Genomic DNA, 12,896 nt, shown 5'->3' on the forward strand with positions numbered 1-12,896 from the left:
TCATGAACCCGCCGGCGCCGCATCCCGCAACTCGAGTTGCCATCAATCCCAACGCGGCCGCCGACAGCGCTCAACGCCAGGCCCTGTTCGACCGCTACCTGCCCGCCGTACTGCAGTGCCGGCTCGAAGACCTCGTGCAGGAAACCCCGGTGCAGCCGATGCCGCAGTTTTCCGATCGCCTGGGACTGGAAGTCCTGGTCAAACGCGAAGACCTGCAGCCGGTATTCTCGTTCAAATTGCGCGGCGCCTATACCAAGCTGAAAACCCTGACGGAAGCGCAACGCCGCAACGGCGTGGTCTGCGCGTCGGCCGGCAACCACGCCCAGGGTGTGGCGATGGCGGCCCGGCACCTGGGTATCGACGCCGTCGTCGTGATGCCGGCAGTCACCCCCGAAATCAAAGTGAGCGCCGTGCGCAAAATGGGTGCCACGGTGGAAATCAAAGGCAGCGACTTCGACACGGCCTGCGCCTATGCCACGGAGCTCGCCGAACGGGAAGGGCGCGCTTTCATCCACCCCTACGATGATGCAGACGTGATCTGCGGCCAGGCCACCATTGCGCTGGAACTGATCCGCCAGGCGGGCCGGCCCATCGACTACCTGTTCATCCCGGTCGGTGGCGGTGGTCTCGCGGCCGGCGTCGCCATGGTCGCCCGCTACCTGCAGCCGGACATCAGGATTTTCGGCGTTGAAGCCACCGAATCGGCCTCCATGGACGCCGCACTCCAGGCCGGCGAACCCGTAACCCTGGACTCAGTCGGCCACTTCGCCGAGGGCGCCGCCGTGCGGCGGGTAGGCGACACCACCTACGCCATCTGCGCGCAGATGCTGGACGGTATCGTGACCGTGGACAGCGATGAAATGTGCGCCGCCGTGCAGGACGTGTACGAGGACACCCGCGCCATTGCCGAACCCGCCGGCGTGCTGGCTTTCGCCGGCATGAAACGCTACTTCGCCGAGCACCCGGAGGCCCAGGGCGTTTCCGCGGGAATTTTGTCCGGCGCCAACGTCAACTTCGCCCGCCTGCGGCACATCGCCGAGCGGGCCGCCGTCGGCGAGGAAACCGAAGCCCTGCTCGCCGTCACCCTGCCCGAGCGCCCGGCCAGTCTGCTCGGCTTCTGTCAGCTCATCGGCGAGCGCGGCATCACCGAATTCAACTATCGCTTCGCCGACCCGGCCGAGGCCCACATCTTCGTCGGCATCGCACTCAAGGGCGGCATCGCGGAGAAGGACGAGATCATCGCCCTGCTGGAGGAAAACGGCTACGCCGTTACCGACCTTTCCACCAACCAGATGGCTCGCCTGCACATCCGGCACATGGTCGGCGGCAGGGCCGACGTCCCCAACGAGCGAATGCTGCGCTTCGAGTTCCCCGAACGCCCCGGCGCGCTGCTCACCTTCCTCGAAGGCATGCACTCGGACTGGAACATCAGCCTGTTCCACTACCGCAACTACGGCGCCGAGTACGGCCGGGTCCTGATGGGTATCCAGGTGCCGGAAGAGGATGAGGTGGAATTCCAGCGCTTCCTCAAGGCCACCGGCTACCCCTACAAACTCGAGGGCGACAACCTCGCCTACCGGATGTTCGTCGGCCCGCCGGGCGCGGCCAGCAACTAGAGCCGATTGGCTCCGAAACATGCGCCCCCGGCCCGTACCGGGCTCTCGCAGGTCAGCTTTGGAAGCAAGCGCTATTCAGGCGCCACATCGGATTTCTCGTACTCGGCAGTGCCCTCACCCCGCGCCGAGCCAATGACGATCTCGTCACCGATGGTCACGGTCATGAAGTCTTCCGCGGTCAACAGCGGACCCGAATAGTGGGGCGCCGTGACTTCAGCAAGTTCTTCGGCCGTGGTCTGGGGCGGAATAATGTGGGAGTAGACGGCGAGACGGGGCCCGGTATGGGTAAAGATGTATCCCGCCTGCTCCGGCGTGGTGTGCACCGCCAGGCTGATGTTGGCCAGTTGGGCTTCAAAGCGAGCGCCGGTCAAGTCGAAACCCACCAGGCCGCGCTGCTCGAGATCCCAGGTGAAAGCCGCCTGGAAGTGGTCGCACATCTCCTCGATGCCTTCGGGACCGAACACCGTGAGCGGTGCCCGGCGGCCATACATGAAGCCGGTCAGCTTGATGTCCGGGATCGCGATCGACTGGTCGTAATGCAGAGGATCCGCTGTCACCGATCTCCGGAAAAACGGCTGGTATGACACCTTGAAGGCATGATGGAGCGGTGAAGAGTAGAGTATCTGACGAACCCGGCCACTGAACTCCTTTGTTGCGAATCTACACCATCAACATCGATGCGGCCCCGTTGTTCGGCCAGGCGGAAAACCTGCTCAAGCGAGCCGGGTTCCGGCCGGCTCATTTGCTGGTCAACGGGCTGTTTACCTCCGCCAGCATCAACTCCATGTTGTACGGCAAGGTTTACGATTCGGTGCGTCCGGGCGACCCGTTCCTCGTTGACATCCTGCTCGAAGAAGGATTCATCATCGAGGTGCACGAGGGACAACGCACCTTTCTGCCCGACGGCCTGGGTGAGGAATGGCGGCCGGGTTTCCGGCCGTCGCCCCGAACCTTTCTGCGCAAGCTCTGCCCCGAACTGCGACACCCACGCTACGCCAACATCATCGTATCCGCGGCCAGTGTCAGCGGGCGGCCGTTCTCCGATTGGCGGGACCCCGGGCGATACCGTGAATTCATGGCCAACGAGGCCGCTTACTTCGAGCAGATCCAGGCCGAAGGCGGGCAGGCGTACACGCACGTGGAATGGGCCCATTACCACGATCTCGTTTATGACTTCCACCAGCAGATTGACGATCCCGCGGCCTGGCTGGAGCACCTCGAACAAACCCTGACCGACTGGCTTTCGCTGTGGAATTTCGATGAGCCGGACGCCCTGTTTTTCGTGTTCAGCGACCACGGTGACTGCGTCAATCGCCTGACACCGCCCAAGGATTACTGGCGCTGGTGCTTCATCCGCGACAACACGGCCGGCGCCACCACACCGCGTACCTGGATCAACGGCGCCGACGTGCTGCCCACGGTTCTGCACAAAATCGGGCGGCCGGCTGATCCGGCCGACATCGCTGGCGTTGCCTGGGATGCGCCCCTCGACCCTGACCGCATCTATCACCTGGCAGACACGCGCTACTGGGACGAGAACCGATCGTCAACCGAACTGGACCTCGTCAAGCACCAGACCCATGACCCGGTCAGCATGGGCGAGGTAAACCACTGCATGAACGCCACCGCCGTGAAGTTCATTGCATGGCAGGATGAACAAACCCCCACCCGGCTGCTCCAGGCGACCTACTATCGGGCCACCGCGGCGTACTACTTTCTGATCTTCGAGCCGGATCTGGACGACCCGCTCTTCCGTTACAGTTTTTTCAACCCTGCCACTCGGCAACCCCGGATAATCACGACCTTGCGGGGCGAGGAGTCCCTCAAACCACTCTTGCTTGAACTCTGTCAGAGCCTGGTCGAACGCTTCGACTGGATCGAAAATCGCGATTTCGCCGGCCAGATCGAGCGCGGGGAGTTTCCGGAGTGGATACACCCTTGATCACCCAATCGGTGCCCGGGCCCTCCTGAACGTCACTCTACTTTCGCACTTTCCGGGATTCAGCCCGCCTTCTCCGCCGCCTCACCACCACCCACAAGGCACTCAGCGCGGCAATCACCGCGGCGCCGATCAGAGTGCGCAGTAGAACCCGGGGGATCAGGTTGGCCTGCAGGTAGATATCGGCGTTGCCGGTCTGCCACAGGGTCCACTCGGTGCCGACATCGGCGGCCAGGGAGCGGTTGCCGGTGGTGAGGAGGACGAAGCCGTCGCCGGTGGCGGGGTTGAACCGCACTGAAGCATTGAGTGCAGGCGACTGACCACCGTGCCCGATGACGAAGCTGCCGTGGTTGTCCCGGGCGTACAGGATGGTACCCAGACCCCAGATATCGGCCCCCAGTTGCTGCGCGTGCGGCTCGCGCATGAGTTCCAGCGTCTCGGGCGAGACAGGCGGCGGTGCGCCGGCGACGGTTTGGCCCGTGGCGTGAAAGGCCAGCAGCCTGGCGAGGTCACGGGCGCTGGCATGGAGACCGGTGGCAGCGAGCGACGTGTAGTACGGATAGGCGCGCGGCTGGCCTTCAGCGTCAAAGTAGGTAGCCGGATCGGTAGCGCGATCGGGGTCGTATGTGCTGCGGGTCATACCCAGCGGCATCAGTACCTGTTGCTGCATATAGTCAGCGAAGCTCATGCCGGTCACCTCTTCGACCACCAGTTGCAGCAGGTTGTAGCCACCGCCGGAATACTTGAAGGAGCTACCGGGCTGCAGACCGACCCGGACCTCACCGCTGACATCCGGATCCGCGTCTTTGGCCCGGGTCAGGTGCTCGGTCAGCGGTTGCACCTGATTTCGGCTGGCGAAACCGTCATGCCCGAGACCGTCGGTGAGTCCGGCGGTATGACTGAGCAGGCGCCTGACGGTGACGCCGTTGTTGTCGAATTCGCTGTCTGGCAGGGACCAGCGTGTCAGGTAGTTCGACACCGGCGCATCCAGATCGAGCTTGCCCTGCTCGACCAGGCGCATGACACCGATGGCCGCCACCCATTTACTCACGGACGACACGCCGAAGACGCTGTCGGCCGTGACCGGCCGCCCCCGGGAATGGTTGACCTCATGGGACACGACGCCCGCGTCGAGCAGCAGCAAGGCGGCATTACCGTTGGATTGCGCCCGGATGCGATCGCTGGCGTAAGCGGCGAAAGCCTCCCGATCACCGGCGGGCACGGCAGACTCGACGAACCAGCTTTTATCGAATGCAAGCAGGTTGATTCCGCCCCAGGCGACAACACCCACCAGTGTCAACGCCAGCCATTGGAAAAATGCCTTCATGATTTCTACTCCCGAACGCACTTGCGGTGCCGTTGAACCCCACCGGGTAAGAGCGGGACTGGGCGGCTTACATTTCACCCCGATGCCGGCCCGGCATCGGATCACTCATCCCGCCTTGCTTTGCAAACGGTACGCTCGCGGGGTGACCGCATGCTGCTTTTTGAAGGCTTTGACGAAGGACAACTCCGACTGGTAGCCGACTCGCTCGCCGATATCACCGACACTCAGGGTCGAACTCGTCAGCAAGTCGCGGGCGTTGCGCATGCGCAGTTTGGTGAGGTAGTCGAAAAAACTCTGTTCGAGCAACTCCTTGAATCGCCGCGCGAACCCCGACCGGGACATCGCGGCCACATCCGCCGCCCGCTCAATGGTCCAGTCGTCACCCGGCTGTTCGTGGATCGCAGCCAGAGCGGAAGCGATGCGCTTGTCCCTCAAGGCGGAAATGATGCCGGTATCCTGCCTGCGCCCGAAATCGGCCCGCAGCAACTGAACCAGAAGCACCTCGGTCAGCTTGTTCACGGTCAACTCACTGCCGGGCGCGCCGGATTGATACTCGGCGCCGAGGTGGTCCAGGGTGCGCAAGAGCCAGGGCCACTGGTCCAACTCATCCCGGCGCAGCAGCACGAAACCAGGCAGGGCCCGCGTCAGTACGTCATCGTCAGCGCTGTCGAAGGCGCAGTAGCCACACAGCAACAGCGTGTCGGGATCGCCAGCATCATCTCCGCACAGCTTGTGATCCGAACCCGGCGCGAGGAAAATAAAATCCCCGGTCTCCAGGGCGTGGGATTCGTCCCCGATGCGAACCCGGCAGCGGCCACGGCGCACCAGGTGAAAGGTGGCGCGCTCCTCGTCTTCGAACGTCAGTTCCCACGGCGGTACGAGAAAGTCGCAGAAGTAGACACTGCCCGTGGCGCGCAAGCCATTGAGAATGTCAGTCAGAACTTCCATTTTTTACTCATATCACTCACAATTTAGACACTTAATAGCATAAAAATATGCTTTTAGCTATAGAATGAACTACTTAGTGGCCTCAAAATAATAAGTACGTTAGCTAAACCAGAGGACAATCACGATGCGACGTCTCGAAATCTACTTCAAAAGCTGGTGCCCTTACTGCAACCGGGCGCTCAATCTGCTCGACAGCAAGGGCGTCGCCTACGATGCCATCGATGTCACTCACGATATGGGGCGCGAGTTGGAGATGCGCCGACGCTCCGGACGCACCTCGGTGCCGCAGATCTTCGCCGGTGACCGCCATCTGGGAGGCTTTGACGACATCGCCCAACTGGATCGCCACGGCGAACTGGACCCGATCCTGAGCCAGGTGACGCGCGACGCGGCCTGACCCTCCGCCCGTACCCGGCAAGCAGATTCCCCGCCCTTGGCGGGGAATTTTTTTGACCGGTGCGCCCGGCTGATCGCCGGGCGCATGCCGTTCATGACTCCAATCGCCCGCGCCTTATGCACGCTCGAGCAGCATCGCGACCGCGGTCGCTCCGGCGCCGCAGATGCTGATGATTCCGTAGCGTGCATCACGGCGGGCGAGTTCGTTCGCCAGCGTGGTCGCGATTCGCGCACCGGTCGCCGCAAAGGGATGGCCGACGGCGATGGAGCTGCCCAGCGGATTCAGCCGTTCCCGGTCGACCCGGCCGATGGCCGGTTCTTTCCAGCCTTGCTCCCAGGCCTTGAGGTTCGAGGCCACCTGCCCCGCGAACGCTTCGTGCATCTCGAAAATATCGATGTCATCGATGGAAAGGCCGTTGCGTTCGAGCAGCCTCGGAACGGCGATGCCGGGCCCCATCAACAGGCCATCGTCCGGACTGATGCCGACATTGATGAAGTCCCTGATGAAGGCCAGGGGCTCGAAACCCAGTTCACGCGCGCGCTCCTCCGCCATCAGCACGGTGGCGGCGGCGCCGTCGGTCAACGGACTGGAGTTGCCGGCCGTGAGAGTGCCTTTTTCGCTGCGATCGAACACCGGCCGCAGCCTGGACAGTGCTTCGAGGGTCGTGTCCGGCCGGATCAGCAGGTCACGGTCGAAGCCGCCCAGCGGGCTGATTTCAGCCTTCAGCCGCCCGTCCTCGGTGGCGGCATGGGCATTCCTGTGGCTGCGCCAGGCAATCTCGTCCTGTTCCTCGCGCGAAATCCCCCATTCCTTGACGGTGATCTCGGTGTGTTCACCCATGGTCAGGCCCGTCGAGGGCTCGGCGATGCCGTAGGACCAGGGTTTGAGGTGACGCGGCCGCAGTTTCGAAAAGACTTTGAGGCGATCGCGGAGCGTTTTCGCCCGAGAGGCGTCCAGGAAGATGCGGCTCGCCTCGGGCGTAAACATCACCGGTGGGTTGGACATCGAATCCACGCCGCCGGCAATGCCGACATCCGCGCGGCCGAGCACGATGGAGTTGTACACGGACTGGATCGCCGAGGTGCCGGTAATGCAGTTGTCGGTCAGTGTCAGCGAACGAACGTCCGCCGGCAGTCTGCTCCTGAAATTGACCTCGCGTGCCAGGTGCGGAACGGCAGGATCCACGATCACGGTGCCGTAGGCCAGTTCGTCCACCTGCTCCGGGTCGAGGCCGGTGAGTTCCAGCGCCCCGTCCACGGAATGGGTCGCCAACTCCAGCGCGGAGTAGCCCTTCAATTGCGCGCCCGCCTTGGCGAACGGTGTTCTTGCGCCACCGACGATGGCGACTTTTCTCTCGGTTGAATTCGACATTAGGGTTCTCCTGTGACTCAGGCGGCCCGCCGCAGGCGGTCCTGGAGTTTCGCGTTCGCATCCCGCAGCGCGGTGCGCAGACCTTCCTCGATGACGGGATGATAGAAAGGCATTTCAAGCATTCGCTGGATCGAGTGCCCGCTCTGGTAAGACCAGGCCAGCAGGTGCGCCAGGTGCTCGGCACGCGGGCCGATCATTTCAGCGCCCAGGAAGCAGCCGGTTTCGGCGTCGGCATAGACGCGCAACAGACCCTGATTCTTGAGCATGACGCGGCTGCGGCCCTGGTTTTCGAAAGAGACTTCGCCGACGACGATGTCCTGGCCTTCGAGCGCCCGGTAGGTGTGGCCGACCATCGCAATCTGCGGGTCGGAGAAAACCACGGCCAGTGGCGCGGTCCGCTTGCCAGGCTCGACCCGGAAAAAACGACCCGCATTGCCACCGGCGATGCGGCCCTCATCCGCGGCCTCGTGGAGCAGCGGGCGGTCGTTGTTGACGTCGCCCGCGATGAACACGTGCGAGCGGCCAACCTGCAGGGTCTGGTCGTCGAACACCGGAATGCCGCGATCGTCCAGCGGCAGACGGGTGTTCTCCAGCCCCAGACCCGCTACGTTGGGCCGACGCCCGGTGGCGGCGACGACGTAATCGACGACCGACGTCTGGAGGTGTCCGTCATGATCGACATACTCGATCCGGACCCCACCCTCGACGCGTTCCATGTTCCGAACGTCAACATCGGCGTCGAGGTAGAACTCCTTCGAGAACACGGCGCGCGCCGACTCGACGACCGCCGGGTCCGTGAGAGGACCAACGAGGCCACCCAGGCCGAACATCTTCACGTCGACGCCGAGCCGATGCAGCGCCTGTCCCAGTTCCAGGCCGATCACACCGGGACCGAACACCGCGACCGACCTGGGAAGGTCGTCCCAGCCGAAGATATCGTCGTTCACCAGCAGTCGGTTGCCGAGCGCGTCCCAGGCTTTCGGGTAACTCGGCGACGAGCCGGTGGCGATGACGATGCGCCGCGCCGTGACGATGGTGTGGTCGTCCACCTGCAGGCGGTGATCGTCGAGGAACCTGGCGTAGCCGCGCAGGCGGTTCTCTTCCGGAATGTTTTCGGTACCCTCGACGACGAAACCGACGAATCGGTCCCGCTCGCGGCGTACCCGGTTCATGACCGCGCGGCCATCGACCGTAACGGAATCGACGTTCACACCGAATTCCGACGCTTCCCGCGCCGCGTGCGCCGCCTCGGCAGCCGCGATCAGGAGCTTGCTGGGCATGCAGCCTACGCGGGCGCAGGTCGTGCCGTAGGGGCCGCCTTCGATCAGGACGACGTTTTTCGTCCATTTCCGGGCGGAGCGATACGCGACGAGGCCGGCCGAGCCGGCACCGATCACGGCAACATCGACATCACGGGTTTGCATTGGATATTCTCCCTGGGGTCTAGAGTTTGCATTCGTAGACCATTATGGGGATTGCCATATATTCTAACTATGGCTGAATAACCAAAATTAATGCATCAATCGTCCAACTGAGTAGTTAATTCACGACAAGAACCCGGCTGCGTGAATCCCGAGAGTTCGCCACTTTCGATGGCGCAGGATGCCGCAACTCCGAAAGGCAGTCTCAGTCCTCGCTCCAGCCGTTGCGGATCAGCGCCGGGTCGGATCGATGTTCAGACGGTCCATTTTCGTGTTGCAATCCATTGTTCGTACCTCCTGTTGGGTGGTTTGCAACCCGCTAACGGATGAGCCGGACGATTTATTCCATGGCAAGGCGAAGAAATGTTCGATCGATAGCTGAGTGAGACGGGGGTCGCGCCCTTGTGTATGGTCAGGGCCCTGGCCCGTTTTCTGGATTTCTTCGGCTGTTTGAGTCCATCAGTCACCAGACGAGCATGATGTTCACAAAGCTTTTCGGGGCCGAACTGATCAGTTGATTGATAGGTGATTTTGTTGCACTGTGCCGAGCTTGGTGGATGTGCACTCTCTACGCCAATGGCTGATTGACCATCCCAACGTCAACATCTGGCGGCCGATCGTAGACCGCCCGGGAATTCAGATCGAAGGTTGGTAGCTCCAATGCGTTATTTCATCCAGGGATTACTGGCCATGCTGGTGATCTCACTCAGCACCATCGTGATATCCGTGGTCGTTCTGCTGCTGGTCATTCCCAAGTTGCTGGCACCGACCGACGCGGCCAGGAACATGGTGGCGCGATTTTCATCGACGGTTGGGGAATTGTGGATCGGCATCAACAAATTCGTCATATCCCGCTATCGGGGCATGAAATGGGACCTGGAACTGCCTGCGGGGCTCGACCGGAGCGGGCGCTATCTGGTGCTGTGCAATCACCAGTCCTGGGTCGATATCCTGGTGCTGCAATCGTGCCTGAATCGCCGCGCGCCGTTCATGCGCTTCATGCTCAAGCAACAACTGATCTGGGTACCGTTCATCGGCCTCGCCTGGTGGGCGCTGGATTTTCCGTTCCTGCGCCGATACTCGCGTGAGGAATTACTGAAAAACCCCGCCCTGCGCGAAAAGGATTTACGCAATGCGGCGCGGGCCTGTGAAAAGCTCAAGCACATCCCGGTGTCGATGATGTCGTTTCCGGAAGGCACCCGCTTTACCCCGGCCAAGCATGATGCTCAGAATTCACCGTATTCCCATCTGCTGCGACCACGCTACGGCGGCCTCGGCCAGGTGCTTTTTTCTTTCGGCGACGGGTTGCAGGAAGTCATCGATGTGACGATTAACTATCCCGACGGCATCCCGACGTTCTGGCAGTTCATCTCCGGCCAGGTGCGCAGAATTTCCGTGGACGCGAAGCTGCGGACCATTGATCCGGACCTGCGCGGGGTTGATTTCCGCAATCATCCCAAATCCCGGGCCCGGCTCAAACAATGGGTGAACCGCTTGTGGGAAGAAAAAGACCAGCACCTGGAACGGGCATGTGTGTCGGAACGCTGAACTCAGCATCCCGGTGTGACCGCACGGTTCGTTCGGAATGCCCTGCCAAAGTATTCTACGGTTCGGCCCGACACTCCGCTTCACGTCGACTCAAGACCAACCTCGACCGATGCGATGCCGGCGCACCAGCAGGCAGACAGATTCCAATGCCGGTTTCCGGGCTATGCTTGAGATGCTGGATCGGTCACGATAACCATCGTGAGGTACACCCTGTGGAACAAGATATTCGGCATTGGTCCGGGACGGACAGGCACAACCAGTCTGACCGATGCTCTCGGCATCCTCGGCTATCGCATGCTGCACTACGCCCGGCCGGATCTCGCGGTACGCGAGGATCGTCTGAGGTTATGGTGGCTGTATCTCGCCCGTGACGGAGGAACCGATACCCCGGTCGCGGCGATCTTCCGCAAGCTCGACCGGCTGTTCCCGGGCAGCCGCTTCATCTGCACCGAGCGGGATCCCGAAACCTGGCTTGAGTCCATGCGGCGACATTATGCGAATCGAGGCAGCGACGTGTCGCCAATGGAACGGGCGCTCAGAATCAAGATGTATGGAACGGCAGACTTTGAGCCGGCCCGGCTAACGCAGGCTTACGAAAATCATCTGGATGCCGTTCGGGAGCATTTTTCCAATCGTCCCGATCGGTTGTTCCGTCTGCGGATCTGCGACGGCGAAGGCTGGAACGAGCTGTGCGCTTTCCTGGGCAAGGATATTCCGGATCACCCGTTTCCTCACGCCCACAAAGACCCGTGAATTGCAGGGGCTGAGGTGCTTGCGCCTGCAATCAAACAAAAACCGGCCTGCCCCGAGTGAACGGGACAGGCCGGGCGGATGGATCATGACGAGGCCGGGGACACTATGCGCGGGCACAGCAGGAACGGCTGATCCGTCGGTACACCGATGCGCTACCCGGCAAGCAGCGACGGATCAGGGAATGCTCGCAGCAGGTGCGAGCAGGCGGTTGGGACGACGCCGGGTCGAGCGGCACGTCACGCAGCTGCTCGACGCTCTGAATGAAATTGCGAGCACCCCCTGACGGTTCTTCCACGCCAACCTTCGAAATAGCCGGCCTGTCGTCAGATTGCAGTCGCTGACCGGCAATGCGGGGGCGCGGGCCTTGTTGCCGCCGCAAGTCGTCATCGGCGAACTGAATTCGGTACTATATGACCGCCCCGGGCAACGATTTTCCGGGGCCAATGCCATGGATTCAGGCACCCAGGCCCGAAGATTTCATTCGGAAACCGTGACAGGGTCGTCAGGGCTGTATTTACTTGCCCAGTAATTGCAGGAGAAAGTCGTTTGCAGTACTCGATCGTCATCCCCACCTACAACCGCCCGTTTCATCTCAAGGCTTGCCTGGCGTCCATAGCCGAAATGGACACGGCGGGGATCTCATTCGAGGTGCTGATTGCTGACGACGGCAGCGATTATTGCGTCAAGAGCCTCGCAGAGAGCGTTGACTGTGCCTTCCCGGTATCGGTGGCTCGCGGCCAACATGGTGGAGTCTCCGCGGCCCGCAATCTGGGCGCGGAACACGCCCGCGGGACTTTTCTCATCTTTCTGGATGACGATTGCCGGCCCAGCAGAAACTGGCTCCGCAAGATTGATACCTGGACAGACCGATTCCCCGACTCCCTGATCGGAGGGCGCTTGCGCAACGGGCTGAAGGACAACATCTGCTCGGTCACCGCCCAGCTGATTCTGGACATGGTGTACCGGCGCAGCAACCGGGGGCGCCGATCCGCGAGATTTCTCGCTGGAGCCAACTGGGTGATGAAACGAAGCGCGTACCTGGAACTCGGAGGTTGTGACACGGAGTTCCCACCGTACGGAGCGGAGGATCGGGAGTTCTGTGACCGCTGGCTCGCATCGGGCCGCGCCATGCACTTCGCCGAAGATGCCTCGGTGGAGCACCACCATACTCTGAACATCAGGAGCTTCGCGAATATGTACTATTGTTACGGTCGCGGAGCCTACGTCTACCACATGCAGCGCCGGCAGAACGGGCTGTCCGGCATGTTCGACAAGTTCCTGTTCTATGCACACGTTCCGACCTTGCTCTCGCCCGTCTCCAGGGTGAAAGGCCTTTCCAGGAAGGCGAAAGTGTGCTTACTGATGGGGCTGTGGCAACTGGCCAATATTTACGGATACCTGCGTGAAGCGGCGCGTTGGAGGTATGGGAACCCCCGATCCTCGAGCGGGTAACTTTCCACCCATCGCGTTGCGGTAAACTGGTTCCGGCTTCCAGCCTCACTCAACACGAAGCCCTTCAAGGGACGATGCCGCCAGCGGTTCGCGACGTCACCAGAGCCCTTTTTCATTGGAAACA

11 protein-coding genes are annotated in these 12,896 nt (G+C 61.9%); 6 read left to right on the forward strand and 5 right to left on the reverse strand.

Translation table 11 applies throughout. The features are described from left to right. Positions 1 to 2 precede the first annotated feature (2 nt). Positions 3 to 1,616 (forward strand): threonine ammonia-lyase, biosynthetic, encoded by a 1,614-nt coding sequence (gene ilvA / locus V3330_RS08945; RefSeq protein WP_435791675.1) that lies wholly within the window; start codon positions 3 to 5, stop codon positions 1,614 to 1,616. A gap of 71 nt (positions 1,617 to 1,687) precedes the next feature. Here ilvA and V3330_RS08950 read toward each other — a convergent pair whose 3' ends face one another. Beyond that, positions 1,688 to 2,173, reverse strand: a complete 486-nt coding sequence (locus V3330_RS08950) for an MBL fold metallo-hydrolase (RefSeq protein ID WP_354695069.1) — start codon at positions 2,171 to 2,173, stop codon at positions 1,688 to 1,690. Positions 2,174 to 2,265: 92 nt separating this feature from the next. On the opposite strand from V3330_RS08950, the gene V3330_RS08955 reads away from it, so the two are divergent. Beyond that, positions 2,266 to 3,558: a hypothetical protein gene (locus V3330_RS08955; RefSeq protein ID WP_354695070.1), complete on the forward strand. Its 1,293-nt coding sequence runs from the start codon at positions 2,266 to 2,268 to the stop codon at positions 3,556 to 3,558. 37 nt (positions 3,559 to 3,595) lie between these two features. Here the strand turns inward: V3330_RS08955 and V3330_RS08960 are convergent, their stop codons facing one another. Together V3330_RS08960 and V3330_RS08965 are read right to left on the reverse strand one after the other, a co-directional pair. After that, positions 3,596 to 4,882, reverse strand: a complete 1,287-nt coding sequence (locus V3330_RS08960) for a serine hydrolase domain-containing protein (RefSeq protein WP_354695071.1) — start codon at positions 4,880 to 4,882, stop codon at positions 3,596 to 3,598. Between the two features lie 105 nt (positions 4,883 to 4,987). Then, complete coding sequence (locus tag V3330_RS08965; RefSeq protein ID WP_354695072.1) at positions 4,988 to 5,830, reverse strand: AraC family transcriptional regulator; 843 nt, start codon at positions 5,828 to 5,830, stop codon at positions 4,988 to 4,990. A gap of 124 nt (positions 5,831 to 5,954) precedes the next feature. On the opposite strand from V3330_RS08965, the gene grxC reads away from it, so the two are divergent. Beyond that, positions 5,955 to 6,227 carry a glutaredoxin 3 gene (gene grxC / locus V3330_RS08970; protein WP_354695073.1) on the forward strand — a complete coding sequence of 91 codons (273 nt, stop codon included), beginning with the start codon at positions 5,955 to 5,957 and terminating at the stop codon, positions 6,225 to 6,227. A 114-nt stretch (positions 6,228 to 6,341) separates the two neighbouring features. Here grxC and V3330_RS08975 read toward each other — a convergent pair whose 3' ends face one another. After that, complete coding sequence (locus V3330_RS08975) at positions 6,342 to 7,598, reverse strand: acetyl-CoA C-acyltransferase (RefSeq protein WP_354695074.1); 1,257 nt, start codon at positions 7,596 to 7,598, stop codon at positions 6,342 to 6,344. Between the two features lie 17 nt (positions 7,599 to 7,615). Continuing rightward, positions 7,616 to 9,022: a dihydrolipoyl dehydrogenase gene (locus tag V3330_RS08980; protein WP_354695075.1), complete on the reverse strand. Its 1,407-nt coding sequence runs from the start codon at positions 9,020 to 9,022 to the stop codon at positions 7,616 to 7,618. A 657-nt stretch (positions 9,023 to 9,679) separates the two neighbouring features. On the opposite strand from V3330_RS08980, the gene yihG reads away from it, so the two are divergent. The 3 genes from yihG (at position 9,680) to V3330_RS08995 (ending at position 12,772) form a co-directional block, all read left to right on the forward strand. Next, positions 9,680 to 10,567, forward strand: a complete 888-nt coding sequence (gene yihG, locus V3330_RS08985) for a 1-acylglycerol-3-phosphate O-acyltransferase, YihG family (protein WP_354695076.1) — start codon at positions 9,680 to 9,682, stop codon at positions 10,565 to 10,567. Between the two features lie 198 nt (positions 10,568 to 10,765). Then, positions 10,766 to 11,320, forward strand: a complete 555-nt coding sequence (locus tag V3330_RS08990) for a sulfotransferase family protein (RefSeq protein ID WP_354695077.1) — start codon at positions 10,766 to 10,768, stop codon at positions 11,318 to 11,320. A 546-nt stretch (positions 11,321 to 11,866) separates the two neighbouring features. Next, positions 11,867 to 12,772: a glycosyltransferase family 2 protein gene (locus V3330_RS08995; RefSeq protein WP_354695078.1), complete on the forward strand. Its 906-nt coding sequence runs from the start codon at positions 11,867 to 11,869 to the stop codon at positions 12,770 to 12,772. The last annotated feature ends 124 nt before the right edge of the window (positions 12,773 to 12,896 follow it).

It is taken from the genome of Elongatibacter sediminis (genome assembly GCF_037892215.1).
GTDB classification, from domain to species: Bacteria; Pseudomonadota; Gammaproteobacteria; order Xanthomonadales; family SZUA-36; genus Elongatibacter; species Elongatibacter sediminis.